The 19,394-nt window shown below is 46.6% G+C and carries 14 protein-coding genes and 2 pseudogenes; 8 read left to right on the plus strand and 8 right to left on the minus strand.

Going from position 1 to position 19,394, the window contains the following annotated elements; translation table 11 throughout:
* Positions 1 to 143 precede the first annotated feature (143 nt).
* Positions 144 to 1,320, plus strand: a pseudogene (locus EL29_RS13095) (tyrosine-type recombinase/integrase).
* A 79-nt stretch (positions 1,321 to 1,399) separates the two neighbouring features.
* Here EL29_RS13095 and EL29_RS13100 read toward each other — a convergent pair.
* From EL29_RS13100 to EL29_RS13130, 7 genes and pseudogenes are all read right to left on the minus strand, one after another.
* Positions 1,400 to 3,142, minus strand: a complete 1,743-nt coding sequence (locus EL29_RS13100) for an AIPR family protein (RefSeq protein WP_028715531.1) — start codon at positions 3,140 to 3,142, stop codon at positions 1,400 to 1,402.
* 94 nt (positions 3,143 to 3,236) lie between these two features.
* A pseudogene (locus tag EL29_RS13105) lies at positions 3,237 to 4,376 on the minus strand (IS3 family transposase).
* Positions 4,377 to 4,518: 142 nt separating this feature from the next.
* A complete protein-coding gene (locus EL29_RS13110) occupies positions 4,519 to 5,466 on the minus strand; it encodes a LysR family transcriptional regulator (protein WP_028715533.1) in 948 nt (315 codons plus the stop codon).
* 327 nt (positions 5,467 to 5,793) lie between these two features.
* Positions 5,794 to 6,825 (minus strand): hydroxyacid dehydrogenase, encoded by a 1,032-nt coding sequence (locus EL29_RS13115; protein WP_028715534.1) that lies wholly within the window; start codon positions 6,823 to 6,825, stop codon positions 5,794 to 5,796.
* Positions 6,826 to 6,849: 24 nt separating this feature from the next.
* Positions 6,850 to 8,268: a DASS family sodium-coupled anion symporter gene (locus EL29_RS13120; protein ID WP_019106110.1), complete on the minus strand. Its 1,419-nt coding sequence runs from the start codon at positions 8,266 to 8,268 to the stop codon at positions 6,850 to 6,852.
* A 26-nt stretch (positions 8,269 to 8,294) separates the two neighbouring features.
* Positions 8,295 to 8,993, minus strand: coding sequence for an RraA family protein (locus EL29_RS13125; protein ID WP_028715535.1), 699 nt, complete (start codon positions 8,991 to 8,993; stop codon positions 8,295 to 8,297).
* 34 nt (positions 8,994 to 9,027) lie between these two features.
* Positions 9,028 to 9,597 (minus strand): HD domain-containing protein, encoded by a 570-nt coding sequence (locus EL29_RS13130; protein ID WP_028715536.1) that lies wholly within the window; start codon positions 9,595 to 9,597, stop codon positions 9,028 to 9,030.
* A gap of 500 nt (positions 9,598 to 10,097) precedes the next feature.
* Here EL29_RS13130 and EL29_RS13135 point away from each other — a divergent pair, with 500 nt between their 5' ends.
* The 7 genes from EL29_RS13135 to EL29_RS13165 all read left to right on the plus strand — a co-directional run bounded on the left by EL29_RS13135 (position 10,098) and on the right by EL29_RS13165 (position 18,525).
* Positions 10,098 to 10,715, plus strand: coding sequence for a TetR/AcrR family transcriptional regulator (locus EL29_RS13135; RefSeq protein ID WP_028715537.1), 618 nt, complete (start codon positions 10,098 to 10,100; stop codon positions 10,713 to 10,715).
* Between the two features lie 164 nt (positions 10,716 to 10,879).
* Positions 10,880 to 11,776 carry an alpha/beta fold hydrolase gene (locus EL29_RS13140; RefSeq protein WP_028715538.1) on the plus strand — a complete coding sequence of 299 codons (897 nt, stop codon included), beginning with the start codon at positions 10,880 to 10,882 and terminating at the stop codon, positions 11,774 to 11,776.
* Positions 11,777 to 12,509: 733 nt separating this feature from the next.
* Positions 12,510 to 14,657 (plus strand): TonB-dependent receptor domain-containing protein, encoded by a 2,148-nt coding sequence (locus EL29_RS13145; protein ID WP_242640088.1) that lies wholly within the window; start codon positions 12,510 to 12,512, stop codon positions 14,655 to 14,657.
* Positions 14,658 to 14,887: 230 nt separating this feature from the next.
* Complete coding sequence (locus tag EL29_RS13150) at positions 14,888 to 15,832, plus strand: siderophore ABC transporter substrate-binding protein (protein WP_014594364.1); 945 nt, start codon at positions 14,888 to 14,890, stop codon at positions 15,830 to 15,832.
* Positions 15,829 to 16,788: an ABC transporter permease gene (locus tag EL29_RS13155; protein WP_028715540.1), complete on the plus strand. Its 960-nt coding sequence runs from the start codon at positions 15,829 to 15,831 to the stop codon at positions 16,786 to 16,788. The genes EL29_RS13150 and EL29_RS13155 overlap by 4 nt, the downstream gene beginning before the upstream one ends.
* Positions 16,778 to 17,770 carry an iron chelate uptake ABC transporter family permease subunit gene (locus tag EL29_RS13160; protein WP_033766103.1) on the plus strand — a complete coding sequence of 331 codons (993 nt, stop codon included), beginning with the start codon at positions 16,778 to 16,780 and terminating at the stop codon, positions 17,768 to 17,770. The genes EL29_RS13155 and EL29_RS13160 overlap by 11 nt, the downstream gene beginning before the upstream one ends.
* The gene (locus EL29_RS13165) at positions 17,767 to 18,525 is read left to right on the plus strand and encodes an iron ABC transporter ATP-binding protein (RefSeq protein WP_014605233.1); all 759 of its coding nucleotides are present in this window, start codon (positions 17,767 to 17,769) and stop codon (positions 18,523 to 18,525) included. The genes EL29_RS13160 and EL29_RS13165 overlap by 4 nt, the downstream gene beginning before the upstream one ends.
* Before the next feature lie 120 nt (positions 18,526 to 18,645).
* Here EL29_RS13165 and EL29_RS13170 read toward each other — a convergent pair whose 3' ends face one another.
* The gene (locus EL29_RS13170; protein WP_014605232.1) at positions 18,646 to 19,362 is read right to left on the minus strand and encodes an IclR family transcriptional regulator; all 717 of its coding nucleotides are present in this window, start codon (positions 19,360 to 19,362) and stop codon (positions 18,646 to 18,648) included.
* Positions 19,363 to 19,394: the final 32 nt, after the last annotated feature.

Here is a 19,394-nt window from a genome sequence, read left to right on the forward strand (position 1 = left end):
GTCCTGAAAGCCCGCAAGGTGAAAGCCTTGCGGGCTTTTTTGTGTTTGTAATCGACCGAGCAAATCCGGGAAATCCAGTGATTATTGGTATACGTGAAGATGTATGCCAATAACGTATACCAATTCAGGCAGGAAAGCCCCTCATGGCAAGGACTACGCGCCCACTCACAAACACAGAAGTTATTCGCTCCAAAGCCATTGATAAAGATTTGACGCTACATGATGGAGACGGACTTTTTATGGTTGTGAAAACTACCGGAAAGAAGCTTTGGCGTTTCCGCTATCAAAGGCCAGCGACAAAACGGCGTACCATGATGGGCCTCGGTGCCTTCCCTGCTCTGTCGCTGGCTGATGCCCGACGCCTACGCGCTGAATACCTCTCGTTGTTAGCTAGTGGCATTGACTGACCCACAAACTCAGGCCGAACAGGTCACAGAACAGCAGCAAATTGCTTTAGATAGTATTTTCTCGACCGTGGCCGCTAACTGGCTAGCTTTAAAGCAGGCCAGCATTACACCGGATTACGCTAAAGATATCTGGCGTTCTCTTGAGAAAGATGTTTTCCCTGCCATTAGTGAGATCCCTGTGCAGGAAATCAAAGCACGTAAACTGGTTGAGGCGTTAGAACCCATTAAGGCCCGTGGTGCTCTTGAAACCGTTCGTCGCTTAGTACAGCGTATCAATGAGATTATGATTTACGCGGTCAATACTGGACTGATTGATGCTAACCTTGCCTCGGGCGTGGGAATGGCGTTTGAAAAGCCTAAGAAGCAAAATGTGCCAACGTTGCGACCGGAAGAATTGCCGAAGCTTATGCGTTCGCTAATGATGTTGAATCTATCCGTCCCCACTCGCTGCCTGATTGAATGGCAGCTTTTGACGCTTGCGCGCCCTTCTGAAGCTTCTGGTGCTCAATGGGCAGAGATCGATCTCAATGCAAAACTTTGGACGATTCCTGCCGAGAGGATGAAGGCTAAACGTGAACACATTGTTCCTCTATCATCTCAGGCAGTTGAGATTTTGGAGGTGATGAAGCCTATCAGTGCTCATCGTGAACATGTATTCCCCAGCCGCAATAATCCAAAAGTAGCAATGAATAGCCAGACTGCTAATGCCGCACTGAAGCGCATTGGATACGGCGGAAAACTTGTCGCTCATGGGCTGCGCTTTATAGCAAGTACAGCGCTAAATGAAGCGAGTTTTAATCCTGACGTTATTGAAGCAGCACTTGCACATATCGATAAAAATGAAGTTCGTAGAGCATACAATCGTTCAACATATTTAAATAAAAGAATAGAAATGATGGATTGGTGGGGCTAACAAATAAAGCCGGATTTACGAAATAAGCTATGATTATCACATATACTCATTATTACTTGTAGTTAACAAAAAAGCCTCATTAGAAGGCTGGTTTAACCTTATTCTCAAACAATTCATATACTGGACGATTCATCTGTGCAGTAGCAGCAATTAGTTGTGAGAAGTTAGAAGTACACTCCCTAACTTTAGTTGGGCTTTTTAAACCGCCATCAATTAATGCTGGCAAAAGTTGATTACTTAAAGCCAAGCAAATATCTACTATTGGTTCCCAAATCACCTCAGCACTGGATGGCGACTCATTATTTCCAAATGAAATTCTAAATAGGTCAGGTATGGGCCGCCCCAGAAAACTCTCTAGACATTCAGTTATAGCAGAACATAGCAACGGGATCGCTCCCCTGTATCTCAAATATTCTAACTGAGCTGCATCGTTTTTGGATAATACTTCTTTTTTCCCTAAATGAATTTTTTTATTGACTATACATTTCATTAATGAAAATGCACAAACAATATGAGATGCTTTTGTGCTGTCATTAAATATTCTTGAGTAATAGGAATCATTTGTCCAAATAGCAGATCTTTGGTTATATGCTATAGTCGGTTCTCCATGAAAACTCATTAGAGCCTGTCCAACTGTGTATGATGGTAAGAGATTTGGCTTCCTACGTATGACACTTTCGGCACTGCCTCTGCGACCGCCTTCATACTCAGCATCTGGAATAGAAGAAAACTCAACCTTCAAGCGCTTTTGTATTTTATCTGTGCTTCTAAAATCAGATGCTTCAACTTTATTCTGGCTGTTATTATATTGAATAATATTTTGAATTAAATCAGCATCTCCATCTCTTACTTTTATAAATCTGGCCTGAACTCGAACATCTTCTGTTGGTAAACGAGCAAGAGATCCAAGAGCACCTGTTGTTTGAGCGCCATTAACGATAGACATACCTCTGACCTCAAGGTTGCGTTTTTTTTCAATATAGTTATAGTCATGTACTAGTATTGTAACTCCATTGTTAAAAACCCAAAAATCAGATGCTGAATTTTCTGCGCTAGTTTTAATACCATTATTAATATTGGAATCAGTAGATCTTGATCCAAGATAATCTCTCACATTTGCAGAGAAAATATTCAACTTATGCTTTTTATATGCCCTCGCTAAATCCTTACCTTGAATCGTAGTGCAAAAAGAAGACCACTCTCCTCCATTTATTTCATAACCGCCATCACTTACTTTTATGTTAAAAGTTTCATCAACTAAGATTGGAGATAGGGATTCACTGTACCACTCAGTAATTTTTTCCGCACCAACTTCAACCGCATGCACCTGAACTTTTGAATGACTGAAGTCATGCTTCAAAATAGTATCTGCTGTTTGCTGAACCGTTACTAACTCCTGACTCACATTTTTAGAAACTGGCAAATTATGGACATACCAAACATATAAAGTTTTTACTTTAGACTGCCTTATTAAATCTCTAATCTGTTTTGCTGAGGAATTTATTCTTTCAGGAACCTCCCTTAAATCTCTTTGCAGAAGCCATGCTAAAGCGATATTGAGGTCGCTGGCTTTATTTGCCGGAGCTTCTTGCCTATCTTTTCCTGAAAAGTAGCATTGGGCGAGAACGGCAAATTCTTCTTCTTCATTTATATAAACAAGATCGCATTTTTTATCATCATGCCCGTCAGTGATAGACTCTGCAGCAACTCCATCAATGTCATCGATTCGAAAATGCAGTGCTAATGCAAATAAGGCTAAACCATTATCCCCATATGATTTCAGATCCTCTCTGCTTTCATAGGCCTGTGTCCATGTACTCATGCTTAATCCTTAGTTAAGAAAAACTTAAGATTATCGTTTGCTACTTAAGCAATCAACTGCATTTTTGACCAGCCCCCAGTATTAGATACAACCTTCAGTTAGTAATGTCGGTGGGTTTTTCTTCATGTTTCCCGTTTCGCCAGCCTGCTGCAAATTCAGATGGCGTCTGATAATTCAGCGATGAATGAGGTCTGGACTCGTTATAGTCCTGCCGCCAGTCATTAATGATTTTCCGGGCATGAAGAATATCGCTGAACCCGTGCTCATTCAGTCATTCATCGCGAAATCGTCCGTTAAAGCTCTCAATAGATCCGTTCTGTGTTTGTTTGCCGGGCTGGATTAAGCGTAACTCAACACCATGCTCATCGGCCATTGATCCAGTGCGCGGTAAGTGAGCTCCTGCCCCAAGTCAGTTCTTATCGACGCCGGATAACCTCTAAACAGTACAATGCTGTCCAGAATACGCGTGACCTGAACGCCTGAAATCCCGAATGCGATGGTAATTGTCAGTCACTCCTTCGTGAAGTCGTCCACACAGGTCAGGCACTTGATCCTGCGACCGGTGGCCAGCGCGTCCATAACGAAATCCATCGACCAGGTCAGGTTGGGTGCCGCCGGGCGGAGCAGCGGCAGACGTTCTGTTGCCAGCCCTTTACGACGTCGTCTGCGTTTTACGCTCAGCCCGCTCAGATGATAAAGGCGGTACACGCGCTTGTGATTAACCTGAAAGCCTTCACGGCGCAGTAACTGCCAGATGCGTCGGTAGCCAAAACGCCTGCGCTCCATTGCCAGCTCAGTGATGCGCCCAGATAAATGCGCATCAGCCGCAGGACGCTGAGCCTCATAGCGGCAGGTCGACGCCGGACGCTGAGCGTCATAGCGGCAGGTCGAAAGGGACAAACCTGTGAGTCTGCAGGCACGACGTTGCGACAGACCGGTGGCATCACACATCAACAACACGGCTTCCCGCTTCTGGCCTGTCGTCAGTACTTTCGACCCAGAGCCACCTGAAGTGCCTCCTTATCCGGCATGGCCTCGGCGAGCAGCTTCCTGAGTCTGGCGTTCTCTTCCTCAAGTGACTTCAGGCGGGAGATTTAAGCCGCTTCACCTCAGGAACTTCCATGCCACCAAACTTCTTGCGCAAGGTGTAGAAAGTGGCATCGGAAATGGCGTGCTTACGGCAGAGCTCACGGGCAGAAACCCCGCCTTCCGCTTCGCGAAGAATACTGATGATCGCAAGCTTTTTTGTGTCCTGAAGTCAATCAACTTCAATCTGCATCAAGTTATATTTGGGGATACTGAGGGGGGACCGATAACTATGGCAAAGGTATTCCTGAAATTATGAGTATTGCTCAATCAGAAAGCAGGCCAACGATTTATTGTGAAATAGATTGGGAAGCCCCAAACAATGCTGTTGTCCGGGAGATAAAGTCATGTGCATACTTTGATAAAAAACTTTTTTTATGATAGATGATATTCAATGGGCTAAAAACATAACCATCTCGTAAAAGGACAGGTAAAAAAACATTATCTGGATATCTCTCTTGTAAGGTTGGCACTCTTATTTCAGTCAGAAAAAAAACGCCAAGATCATAATCAAATAAAGAAAGCATAAGTTCTATAGAATCAACCTCTAATATTTTTCTTGGTTTAAACCCAGCCTCTTGAAAGCATACATTTACAATTTCATGAAGACGATAGTTTGATTTAAGTAAAATAAATGGGAAATTTTTGAATTTATCAAGCGTAGTACCATTTTTACATTCTAAAATAACATTGTCCGCATCCCTTCCAAAATATTCAACAAGCAGTTTTCTGGTGACTGCCAGATATAGCCTGTCGTTCATCAATGGAATTGCCTCTAATAATGAATCACTTTCTTTTTTTATGCCTACAAAAAAGTCAAGCTCTCCGGAGATAACCATTTGCTCCATTCTGGCTGAGGTTTCAGTTGTAATATTTATTGTAACATTAGGCCATTTTATAAAAAATCCCGGTAAAAGCATGGGGAGCCAATAACTACCTCTATACGGAGTTACGCCAATATTTAATGTACCTATATTATTCTGTTTTATATCATTTATTCGAGATGATACATTATTACTTTCCATGAGTATTTTTATTGAAGAGTCATAAAGCACTATTCCCGCCTGAGTTAATTTAAGCTGCGGTTTTCTATGAAATAGATCTGTGCCGTAATAATCTTCTAATTTTTTAATATGTATGCTGAGATTTTGCTGTGAGGTGGAGAGTTTTTGGGCAGTTTTGGTAAAGTTTAAATTTTTTGCCAACTCGACAAAATAGCTCAAACTAATGAAATTCATAACAACCTCAATATAACTATATAATAACCACCAATAATTACTCGCTTGTTTATCGTAATCACTGCATGTTAAATCGTTAAGATATGCAATGAATTGTTATTTTTTTGATAAAAATAGACAGCGATTGTATAATAATAAGAAAATTAGATTCGTTGAATTAACCAACTCATGGACATATGATTCAATAATAACTTATAGAAATAGGTGTTACAACTATTTTCCATTTCTAAAATAGCGCTGTTTACCTTAATTAAGGCATAATCTCTGAAGTATAAAAATCGACCACTGATAATGCACTGTGGTCGATCACATCAGATATAAATACAACTAATAATCAAACATTCCAACAGGAGTTTTATTACTTTCTTTTGTATCTATGTAAGTCACAGCGTTATTATAATCAATTAATGGTATTGGCCATGTTGGAACCTTACCCTCATAAATCTCGGCAACGCCCATAGCAGCCATGTAAGAAGCACGAATTGCAGCTTCAACAGTATTTCCACCAATATGAGGAGTGATTAAAATATTATTCAGTTTATACAATGGGTTATTCGGCAGCATTGGCTCATGAGCAATTACATCCAGTCCAGCTCCAGCGATCACGCCATTTTTACATGCTTCTAAGAGATCATCTTCATTTACCAATCCACCTCGAGCTGTATTGATCAGAAAAGCGCTCGATTTCATCATGGCTAACTTTTCTTTGTTAATCATCTTATGAGTCACAGATGTATTCGGTGCATGAAGTGATATATAGTCACTTTCTGTAAAAATTCTGTCGAGATCTCTTACAACCTCGACACCATCAGGGAAATCTTTAGCAGGCTTATATGGATCATAGCACAGAACGTTCATTTCCATAGCAAGACACCGTTTGGCCGTGCGGCTTCCAATATTCCCACATCCAATGATCCCTACTGTTTTTCCGTTTAATGTTGTCATATGAGTTTTTAATTTTGCCGCATAGTAATCTATTGGCAACATTGTACGAAGAGTGGTCACATTACGGCTCATGTATAGCATTAGCATCAACGCTGTTTCAGCAACTGATGTACTATTAGCTACTGGCGCATACAAACATTTGACCCCAAAGTCGCTAGCAGCATCTAGATCCACAGCATCAAATCCAGCGCCATGTCGGACAAGAACCTTTAAATTTGGCGCTGCTGCCTCAAATACTTCACGAGACATTTTTGTCACACGAACAATAATCGCATCAGGCCGATGTAACTTCATATCTGCAATTACGTCCTCTGTTTCAAAGCCTCGACCATCAATTAACGTATGCCCTTGACTTTCAAGCAGATGACGGCCATCTTGTTTCAACTCTTGTGGTAACAGAATTTTCCAACCCATGTTAAAAACCTCATTATTAATATATTACAATATACCAATCAAATTCCAATATGGTAGACCGACAGCAAAGAGCACTGCAACAATAAGGGCAAGTACTATCGTCCCTTTTGTATACCAATCTTTTTGGCTAACATAGCCGTTTCCAAATAAATAAATACTTGCACCGTTTCCGTAGTTACAAAGCAAAGCGCCGTATGCACCCAAGAGGGCTAGCATCAATGACAAAGCCATCATATCTACCTGAGTTGCTTTTGCTAAGGTAAGAATAACCGGGTAAATTGATACAATATAAGCAGCGTTCGAAACGAAAAAATACTTAACTACTAAACTAAGTAATACCAGTATGACTAAAACAAGGGAGCCGCTTATCACAGATAGATCAATGTAGTACTGAAATTGTGACGCAAGCCATGTATAGAACCCACCTTGATTCAGAGCAACGGTTATACTGAAAAATGCACCATACCAGAGGAACATGTTCCAGGCCCCTTTTTCAGCCATTAGGTCATTCCAATCTAATAACCCAAAAATCAACTGCAGGGCTAACCAGATAAAGGCAACGATATATAAACCCATTCCAATTTTATAGCCTATGCTCCATCCCAAAATAGCTAAGATAAAAAGAACTAACATGATCTTTTCGTCTCGTTTCATGGGACCCATTTCAGCAAGCTTTTGCGTAACGATTGGTTTTATATTGCCTAAATCACGTATTTCTGGTGGAAATAACTTATAGACAACAAGAGGGCTTAAAAAAAGAATAAGTAACCCCGGGACTAGCGCTGCTTTAAACCATAAACCCCACGATAACTCTATACCTACCAGTTGATTTACAGTCGATGCGATCACTGCATTGGATGCCATCCCGGTTAAAAAAAGTGCCGCTGTTGACATTGCAATTACATGCTCTAATAACTCAAGGTAAGCACCTAACTTTCTGGGGTCCTTGTCTGGATGAGAACCGAGAGATTCCGCTATCCCTCGAAATATCGGGAAAACAATTGCGGATCGGGATGTATTAGAGCCCGTTGCTGGACTTAATATCAAATCACAGAGCAGCATAACATATCCTAAACCAAGTGAGGAACGTCCAAAGGAGGTATTCCCAAACTTGGATAGTAAAATGTATGCCATACGTTTACCCAGACCATTTTTTCTGAATGAACTACAAGCTAGTAGCACGGCCAGCAAAAACCAAACGCTCTGATTCCCCCAACCTTGAAAAAGCAAATTGGGATCTTTTAAAAAAAATGATCCAATACCTACGATAATCAGGCTAATAATTGGTTCGGAAAAAGGTTTTATGATTAATCCACACATTAGAGAAAGGCACAAACCAACCATATGCCATGTCTCAATATCCAGTCCACTAGGGGACGGAAGTATCCAGATTAGTACAGGGAAAATTACAACTGGAATAAGCTTTGCTATTTTGTACTTCATATTTCGCCTTTCCTGCTTTAATATTATTATTCATATGGCTTTTCAATTATCTCTACATCTTTTTTTTCCAATAAATCGTCTACCCATTGTCGATTGACAGTACCCGCTGCAGAGTTTTCTGCTTTATTTTTATCTTTTTCAGATAATACTATCGCTTTTTCCAGAATAGAATGAGCGTCACCTTTGGGTATTACAATTACGCCATCTCTGTCTCCAAGAATGATATCTCCTGGATTTACAATAATACCACCACATGAAACAGGAACATTAACTTCCCCAGGTCCTTCTTTATATGGGCCAGATGGAGTTGTTCCAGTTGCATAAAGAGGTAATGTTCCTTTTGAAAGGACATCGATATCTCTGACCGGGCCATCAATTACAATCCCTTCTATTTTTTTGAAGCCTTGTAAATAATTAAACATTATTTCACCCATAACAGCCCTACTTCGTTCCTCCTCGTTAGAGATAACAATTACATCGCCTGGTTGTGAAATATTCATGGCTTTATGAAGCATCATATTATCACCGGCTCTGGCTTTAACTGTTAATGCAACACCACACATAATTCTACCGGACGGATTCGACATAAGTTTTATTTGTGGGTTCATTCCACACAATCGCCCCATGCAATCCGCCACATTTGCCGCTGCTATTTTACTGAATGCTTTAACCACTTCTGGATCTGGCAGTGTTCTTTTTGTAAAAACTCTATTACCTACTGACATAGTATGTTCCTTATTAATTCTATTAATTTAGGTATTATTTCCCATGGAGACAAAGTTCTGTTCCAACATGAACAAAGTGGACATCTGCATCCATCATGTCTGCATAGAATAAAATCATCCCCTCTTTACCTTGTGGGATAACTCTCGACTGCCCTGAATGTGCAACAACTAATGCAGTAATCTCTTCAGGTAGTCCGTATTTATGGCAATAATATCCACTTAAAAAACCATGTTGATAGAGTTTACCTGTTAGACTTTTTTTACTAGTTCCAGGTCCACCAACATCCATTTCCATTTCTTCCAATTTACATACATCATGTAAAACTGCTGAAATAATTAAAGTATCTGTATTTATGTCATATCCAAATTTTCTTATCATGTTCCTGGCTATGACCAGAACATTTTCCGTAACACTCTCTGTATGCTTAATCAATCCAACGTTTGGTGCTCTGGTCGCAAATTGAGCTTCCTCAATGTTTTTCCAGGCACTCTTATTTAATGCCTCGATCCATATTTTGCATGTAGCATCTACAAGTGTTTTATCTTTTACTTCTGAGAGTTGCGGGAAGTATTCTTTAATTTTTTCAATGTATATCTCGCTCATTTTACCCCTCACGAGTCAACGTTATTTAATAAGCCATATCGTGTTCATATGTACTATATTGTTTGAAACCAAAAAATGGAAACAACAATTTATTTATTATTGACAACAAAATGTTGTTGGTGCACCACTAAAATATCAACGCATTTCCTTATAATATCTTGAGGCATGAAGTGGATATACATAAATAGTCAATTAAAACACTTCGCATATGAGCGTCACATCACAAAAAAAGCATTCATCAATATAATTGTAAATAAAGTAATTTTAATAAAGTTGGCGTGAATAACATTTGATACGTGAAATTTGGTGATGGCTCTAGATTGACACTATAGATCTGCTGCATGCCTGATTAAGTCTTAACACTCATCAAGTCTCTTCTGCTTTGTGCCTGAACCCGAGATCAGAATCTACAGTGTCACCCCCTCCCTCTTCCTCCCCTTGACAGCCTCCCCCTCCATGCTCTAAAAAGGAAACGATCATTTCCTAATTGGAGATTAGCTATGAAATCCCCTTCCCATACCGGCAGTGCGCAATCCTCTGCGGGCCGACCGCGTGCTTTTAACGAAGCGCAATTTCTGGATGGGGCCATCAGGCTATTTAGAGATCGTGGTTTTAGTGACGTCAGCATCAGCGACATCACCGCAGCGACCAACCTCAGTACCGGTAGCGTTTACAAGGCTTATAAAGACAAACAGGGCGTTTTTGCTATGGCGCTTGAACGGTATGTGTTTCTTCGTGAAGAGCACATAAAAACCCGGCTGGAAAAGGCCACGACCAGCAAAGACAAGCTTGCTGAACTGCTGCGGGATTACGTTGAGCTCAGTCAGGGAAAAGAGGGCAAGCTGGGCTGCATGGTGGTGGCTGGTATTACTAACGTCGACCAGCTTGGCGCTGCAGCCACCAGCCTCGAAAAGCAGCTGGCAACGCGGCGCAGCGACATTGCGGAATTGATCAAAAGCGGAAAGCAAGATAGTTCCATTGCCGCGACCACCAACGAAGCCGCCGCTGCCGAGGTGATTCTGGCGTTGCTTCAGGGAATGCGCGTCATCGGTAAAGCCTCAACCCTCACCGACGATGCTGAGCGTTTTGTGGCTCAGGCATTGAAGGTTCTGGCGTAACGCATGATTGTTGAGGCCGCGCTCGCCGGGGCGATATTGCCGTTGCAGCGGTCTTCATGACTCATCTGGGCCATGCACTTGGTTCACCATTTTAAGCGGCGGATGATTACAACGCGCCATGGCGGCTGTAAGCCGGTAGTGTACTTTTACTTTAGGAAAACCCTATGTCTGCTCTCATGCTCCCTGCTGCACCCGATGGTTTTAGTCACCATTTTTCCCGGATAGAAGGTCTGCGCTTTCATTATGTCACGGGCGGTCGTGAGGATGGCTTTCCGCTGGTGTTGCTGGCCGGCTTTCCTGAAAGCTGGTTTGCATGGCGACATGTCATGCTGCCTCTGGCTGATCAATACCGAATTATCGCCGTTGATTTGCCGGGCCAGGGCGACACCGATAAGCCGCTTTCCGGCTACGACACTCAAACGGTTGCCACGCGGCTGCATGCCTTTATCGATTCACTCGGTTTAGGATCGTACTTTCTTGCCGCACACGACGTCGGTGCCTGGGTAGCCTTTACCTATGCGATGTTATATGGCGAGGAAATACGGGCGCTGACGTTGATGGATGCCGGTATTCCGGGCATATCGTTACCGGATAAACTGCCGTCGGCTTCTGACAAATCCTGGAAAACATGGCACTTTGCCTTCCATGCCGTAGCGGATCTTCCTGAAGCCTTGCTGGCAGGCCGTGAGCGTATTTATCTGGAATGGTTTTTTCGCGAGAAAGCCGCTAACCACAGCTGTTATGGCGAGACTGAACTGAGCGAATATGAGCGCTTGCTTAAAACGCCGGGGGGCTTACGCGCGGGGCTGGCGTTTTACAGAGCGCTGTCTCAGTCGGCCGCGCAAAATGCGGAGCTGGTCAGGCAGGGGCGACTGGTCATGCCGGTACTGGGGCTGTCCGCCGATCAAGGCTCGATTGCAGATATGGCGGCGACGCTGAAAGCCTACGGCGATGATATACACGGCCAGCACATCGCTAATTGTGGGCACTTCCAGCCGGAGGAACAGCCCGAAGCCACTGCCAACGCCCTGGCCGCATTTTTTGACCAGTACAGGCATTAGACCAGTCTCTGTCCATGGATAACAAAACCATTGGTACAGTTTTGCTGGCCGTTCGGTGTGGACAATAAAGGTGAATGCGCCATCCGAACGCCGCGTCCCTTTCCTCTGAGAGCCGCGGAGTATCAAAGGCGCGTTGACGTCAAAAACGTGTCTGAGGATGGAGCATCCCCGGAACACGTTTAGCGGATGCGCCCGCTATCCACTGCAATATCCCCGCCGCCTCTGAATACGATATTCATCATTATTCTGAATAAAAGATTCGCCTGATTTTCCAGTTTCCCGCAGATTACGCGTTACCTGCACCGCAACTCCGGCCTGATCATCGTTAAAATATAAATAAAACGCTTATTGAAAGTTAATAACCAAGCCCGAAATTGTTAATTGCCTGTATATGTCTTCTGAGATAAAGAAGAGAATATCTAATATTTAAGCGTTATTTATAGACAACTCATTATTCAAACCAGCGTTAATGAAAATTTAAATTTAGCCAAAGACAATCCCAAAACCTTGCAATCTTAATCAGTTAGCTCAGGCGCATTTGTGGCACCCTGGTATTCTTACGACGCTTGCTGGCAATTTAACTCTTTAAAAAAACCACTCAGTTTCATGACGGATTTATTTTTCCGGCAATTGATAATGATTATTGAGTTGATTCCCATTTGCATATGGAATTATGATTTCTTTCGCTCAGGGATATATCAACTGGATGACAATCGTTAAAGGATTAATCGTTATGATGCCGTTGAAAAAAATCACTCGCCATATTACCACGAGTTTATTGGTTCCCGCTGTTGGCATGATCTCCCCCGCTCTGGCTGAGTCTGACAGGAATGAAGACAGTGAAGATGTCATGGTGGTAACGGCATCGGCGATTCAACAGCGACTGAAAGATGCCCCTGCATCAATCTCTGTTATCACGGCAGAACAGCTGGAAAGAGACATTGGTAAATCCGCCACGGACCTGGCCGATATTCTTGAACGTGTCGCAGGCGTGACCAAAGCCATTGGCACAGACGTCAGTTCCGGTATTCAACTGCGCGGTATGCCCGCGGCTTATACGCTGTTATTGGTTGACGGCAAACGCATCGGCTCAAGTAACGGTATTAAAAGCACCCAGCAAAACTATTTCGACGATATTAACTGGATCCCCGTTGATGCGATTGAACGCATTGAAGTGGTCAGAGGGCCCATGTCCGCGCTCTATGGTTCGGATGCAATGGGCGGAGTCGTGAATATTATCACAAAGAAAAATAGCGATACCTGGCACGGCGCATTAACGGCAGGCACCCGACGGCCGCAGGATGGCAACCGGGGCAATACCCAGACCTGGACAGGCAGCATCGGTGGTCCGCTGGGCCAGGGATTTGATTTGCGTGTTAACGGTTCGTGGAACAAGCGCGAAGCGGATAAAAGCGAAACCGACGCGTTGCGTTGGGGAAGCGGCCAGGAAGGCCGCAAAAATGAAAATTACGGCGTAGAACTCGGCTGGGATATCACCCCTCATCAGCGCATCGCCGTTTCCACTCAGCAGGGAACCGAGCGAGGTATTCCCGGTGAATCCATGGACGGCAGTGAAATTGCGCTGCGCGGTGTGGATAAACTTGAACGTGAAAATTATGCGCTCGATTATCGCGGTATTTTTGATTTCGGCACAGCAAAGCTGAACGTTTATCAAAATAAATTTAAAAACTGGGTAACCGATATTCCGGTGATTTCTGGCGGTACGGTGACGGGCAGTCAGGATGTGGCGCTGTGGAATCAAGAACGCATTGTTGAAGGCGATATTAACCTGCCATTTGAATTCGGTTTACCACATAACCTGACTGTCGGCGCACAGTGGAAAAAAGAAGAGCTGAACAACCCTCGCTCTGTTGGCGTGGTGGCGGACGCCTCCAGCAGCTATGGCAAACATCACGCTCAGGCCAAAAGTACCGGCCTGTTTGTCGAAGATCAAATCGACCTGCTGGATACTGTTTCACTGACGCTGGGCCTGCGCAAAGATAATACCGATTACGGTAACAGGACAACGCCACGCGCCTATCTGGTTTGGCAGGCCACGGATACGCTGACGTTAAAAGGGGGATATTCAGAAGGTTTTAAAGCACCCAGCGTGCGCCAGGCAAGCAAAGGCTTTATTGAATCCTCCAAAGGCGCTGGATGTAACGGCTATGCCGATTACCACGGCGGCGGCTGTTACACGATGGGCAGCGATAAACTCAAGCCTGAAACGTCACAAAACTGGGAAGTGGGCGCGATCTTCGATTATGAAGGATGGAGCGCGGGGCTGACGTTCTTCGACAGCCGCTTCAAAGACAAAATCGCCTCTGCGCCTGTTGGCTATTTACCCGGTGATACCTCAGGCCACTACTGGCTTGAACGCGTCAATCTCGATAGGGCGCGAACCCAGGGCCTGGAAGGCAATGTGACCCTTCCCCTGATTTCAGAAGAAATGGGCCCCTGGATGAAGCGCCTGTCGCTGAGTAATACGTTCACGCGAATGCTCAAAGCCGAAGATTCTCTGGGCGTGATGCTCGTGACAACGCCAACGCTCGCCACGTGGTCCTCCCTTGACTGGCAGGTCAATGACGACATCAGCCTTTCATTTACCGCAAAATACTACGGAAAGATGCTGGGGCTGAACAGCAGCGCAGACCAGGCGGCGAGAGGCAATACCGCGACGGCACGCATCCGCAATGCCTACATGATTTATGGTCTGTCAGGGCAATACAGGGCAACGAAAAACCTTAAGGTGAATGTCGGGCTGGACAATCTTTTTGATAAAAACCCTGTCTCTGACCATCCATCCTCAAGCGGGGTTTCAGGCAACAACTACGCGGTTCCCGGCCGCACAATGTATGCCTCAATAACGGCGTCATTCTGATCGCCTCACTGATGCTCTCACGCCGCCCCGTCAATGGTGCCGTCACAGGATGATTTATCTGAGCGAGCGTGGGATGGACAGAGAGCAGCCTGAACAGTAACTGGCCCGGCATCACGTTTTATGCATTGCGGCCGCGGCGTGATACAGGCGCGTAGAGCTGGTATTCAGAACTGCATATAACCCAAAACCCATGACCTTATACGGACACTAACCACGCGCAAGGAGAACACATGCGTTTCCCGTTTCTGTCGATTTTATTGCCCCTGGCCTGGGTACTGACGGTTTTGCCTCCGGCATCTGCTGGTGAAGCACCAACGGTCAGGGTCGCGCATCTGCAGGGAACCACGACGTTGCCGCAGCATCCTCAACGCGTGGTGATCCTCAATCCGTCCACGCTGGATATTGCCGATGCATTAGGCATTACACCGGCGGGCGTCCCGCAAGCCGGTTTCACCTATCCGGCGCATCTGGCTAAATATAATGGTCAGGGCTATTTCAATGCCGGAACGCTGTTTGAGCCTGCCTATGAAGCCTTAAGCGCCGCCGCACCGGAGGCGATCTTTGCCGGTGGCAGAGCCCTGGCGGCCTACAACAAACTCAGCGGTATCGCGCCCACCGTTTCTCTGGATATTGACCCGCATGATTTCATGCAAAGCCTGACGCAGCGCACGACGCAACTGGGGGAAATCTTTGGCAAACAGGCGCAGGCAACAGCCGTTTTAACCGCATTTAACGCGCAGATTGCAGACCTTCGCCCCCTCGCCGCCCGGTCGGGAAGTGCCATGATGTTAATGGTTAACGGCGGCAAACTCAGCGCCTATACGCCGCACTCCCGCTTTGGTTTTATTTTTGATGTGCTGCAGTTCAAGCCTGCACTCTCTCTGCCCAATGCCAGCAAACATGGCAATGCTATTTCGCCCGAGTTGATCATGCAGGCGAATCCCGACTGGCTGTTCGTTCTGGACCGTGACAGCGCCATCGGCAGTAAAGAAGGCCTCTCGGCCCGTCAGGTTCTGGATAATCCGCTGGTGCGCCGCACCACCGCATGGAAAAAGCAGCAGATTATCTGGCTGGATTCCGCCTCGCTGTATATTGCCGGCGGGATCCAGAGCTACAGCCTCATGATGAGCCAGATCAAACAGCAACTGCTCGCTGCCAGAGAGCAGCCTGAATGAAATACGGGGCTTATCTCATCGGCCTGGGGCTGCTGTCTGTGCTGGTTATGCTGAGCTTAGTCACGGGCGTGAGCCGTGTGTCATTAATCGACCTGTGGCATGATGCCGAGATGCGGGAAATTCTGTTTGTCAGCCGCTTTCCACGTACCGTCGCGCTGGTGCTTGCCGGTAGCGCGATGAGCGTGGCGGGCCAGATCATGCAGATGCTGACGCAGAACCGCTTTGTTGAGCCCTCTGTGGTGGGTACAACCCAGTCCGCAAGCCTGGGGCTTCTGCTGGTGATGGTCTGGTATCCGGCGGCGTCCGTTATCGTCAAAATGTGCATCGCTTCCCTGTTTGCGCTGGCCGGTACGGTGCTGTTTATGCTGCTCATTCAGCGCATCCGGCAGAAAAGCGCGTTTATTGTGCCGCTGGCTGGCATCATGCTGGGCGCAGTTTTCAGCTCGGTAACGACATTTTTGGGTATGCAGTTTGATATCCTGCAGTCGCTGGGCAGTTGGGAATCCGGTGACTTTTCCAGTGTAATGCAGGGCCGCTATGAGCTGATCTGGATTGTCGGACTGATTACCCTGCTGGCGGCCTTGATTGCCGATCGCTTCACGGTGGCCGGTCTGGGCCAGGACTTCTCGGTTAACGTCGGGCTGAACTATCGCCAGATCCAGTTAACGGGGATGGCGATGATCGCCATTGTCAGCGGCGTGGTGATCGTTGTCGTCGGTGTCCTGCCTTTCCTGGGGTTGGTTGTGCCGAATATTGTCAGCATGATTTTCGGCGATAACCTGCGCCGCACCGTGCCCTGGGTCGCGATGACAGGTGCCATACTGGTTTTGAGCTGCGATATCCTGGGGCGGCTGATTATTTATCCCTTTGAAGTCCCGGTCAGTGCTTTACTCGGCGTACTGGGCGCGGCGGTTTTTCTGGTGCTGATTATCAAAGGAAGGCGCTATGGCAACTGATCTGTCACCGCTGTCCCGCTCCCTGAAAAACGTCTCCTCGCCCGTCTGGCGAATCAGCCTGTTAGCCCTGCTTGCGGTCATTGTTTCCCTTGTCTTTATGACCTTGCATCTGCAGGGAAACATCAGCTACGTATTAAAACATCGGGGGCAGATTTTATTCACCATCGTGCTGGTCGCCTTTGCATCCGGCATCAGTACGTTGCTTTTTCAAACCATCACGCAAAATCGCATTTTGTCGCCCTCGGTCATGGGCCTTGAGTCGCTTTTTGTGTTTATCCAAACCCTGCTGGTGTTTTTTGTTCAGCTTTCGCAACTGAGCCAGGTGGGAAGTATAGTGCCGTTTCTTGGCGAAACGGCACTGTTGATGATCTTTGCCACGCTGCTCTATCGCTGGCTATTTAACCGCAGTGGGCTGGATCTTCACCGGGTACTGTTAACGGGCCTGGTGTTTGGCACCCTCTTTCGCAGCCTTTCGGGTCTGATGCAGCGTTTACTCTCCCCTGGCGAATTCGCCGTGCTGCAAAGCCGGATGTTTGCCACCTTTACCCATGCTGACCCGGCAGTGCTGGCCCTTTCGGCCGTGCTGATTGCTGCAATCACGATTATCGTCTGGCGCATACGGCACCGCCTGGACGTTATTGCGTTAGGGCGCAATAGCGCGACAGCGCTTGGTGTCCCTTTTCAGCGTTATGTCACCGGCCTGTTGCTGTTGGTTTCGCTCCTGGTGGCAATTTCAACTGCGCTGGTCGGGCCGATGACATTTCTGGGGCTATTGGTGGTCAACCTTGCCTGGCCCGTGGTGGGATCGTGGCGTCATCGCTACCTGCTACCGGGTACGGTGCTGATTGGCATCATCATGCTGACGGGCGGACAGTTAATCCTGGAGCAGGTGTTTAACATGGCGGGAACGCTGTCCGTCATTATTGAATTTTTAGGCGGTGGACTGTTTATTTACCTGATTCTGAAAAAGGTGGCGACGTGATTGAAGTTGTGAATGTGAATAAGGCATACGGCCCGTTATCTGTCCTTAAAAACATCAACGAAACCCTGCCCTCATCGGGCATTACCTCAATCATCGGGCCCAATGGGGCAGGCAAATCAACCTTGCTGTCGGTGATTAGCCGACTGTTGAAGCCCGACAGCGGTGAGGTCAGAATCGATTCGCTCATCGTCAATGAAGCGCACAGCGAGAAGCTGGCGCGAATTATGTCGGTACTGCGGCAGGAAAATCAGGTCACCAGCCGGCTCTCGGTGTACGATCTGGTGAGTTTCGGTCGCTATCCCTATTCCAAAGGGCGCATCACGGAAAACGATAAGCATCATATCCATCAGGCACTGTATTTTCTGGATTTGCTCCCGCTTGCTGAACGTTATCTTGATGAACTCTCGGGAGGCCAGCGACAGCGCGCTTTTGTCGCGATGGTGCTGTGTCAAAATACAAAATACGTGCTGCTGGATGAGCCGCTGAATAATCTGGATATGAAACACAGCGTGACCATGATGAAGCAGCTACGGCGCGCCGCTGACGAGCTGGGAAAATCCATCATCCTGGTTATCCATGATATTAACTTCGCCTCGACGTATTCAGACCATATTATCGCTATGAAGAACGGTGCGGTTTTTTTCTGCGGCTCGCCGGCTGATATGATGAAACCCGATCTTATTGAGCGCCTTTTTGAAATACCTGTCGTGGTTGAAACCGTGGCGGGACAGCACATTGCGGTCTACTACCGTTAACCTTGCGCCCCGGGCAAAACGCCGATGGTTATGCCATCGGCGCTTTCAGTCAACCTGCGGGCCAACGCGCGCATATAGAGCCTGTGGCTGTATTTATGCACGCGTTCAGCAACAGGTTTTTTACGCGTTGTGTGCGTAAACAACATCACAGAACGCTTTTCTCGCGCCGAGTTGAGCGGAAAGTCTGGCTGCGGACTCTCGCATCAGTTCCCCCAATCCCGCCTCTTTGCGATCCAGCGTTAACCGTGACGATGGGCCGGTTAACGCCAGGGCTGCGGCTAACTTATCCCCTTCGCCAAACACCGGGATGGCAAAGGCGGCAGTATGGGGATCGCGCGCACCCGAGGTATAGAGCGGTAAATCCGCTGCGTCATCAAACAAGGTTTCGCCCATCCCCCAGTGACGCAGCACCTGACCAATGGCGGAGTTGTCCAGCGGATACAGCGAGCCCGGCAGTCGCGTATGCCGTAAGCCATCTGAGGATTCGGCACGAAAGACACAAAGACGCTGGCCGCTATCAATCACATACCAGCTGGCACTTTCCTTTGTGGCTGAGGCCAGCGTTTGCAGTTCGGGCTGAACCACGCTGGCCAGATGAAACGACTGTTCATAGAGCTTGCCCAGATAAAGCAGCCTTGGCCCCAGGGTGTAAATGCCGTTATCCCTTCTGACCACGTAACTCATGCGTTCCAGCGAATTCATCAGTCGATAAACGGTGGTTTTGTGGTAGCCCGAAAGCTGCGACAGCGTCGTCAGGGACAGGCTTTCTTCGCCTGGCTTAAAACAATCCAGCAAGGCCAGCGCCTTCTCTACCGCATTAACGCCTTCGTTTCCCATTTCGCTTCTCCTGATTTTTGCTGGCACCGAGT

Origin of the sequence: Pantoea ananatis LMG 2665 (assembly GCF_000710035.2) — a bacterium.
GTDB lineage: Bacteria > Pseudomonadota > Gammaproteobacteria > Enterobacterales > Enterobacteriaceae > Pantoea > Pantoea ananatis.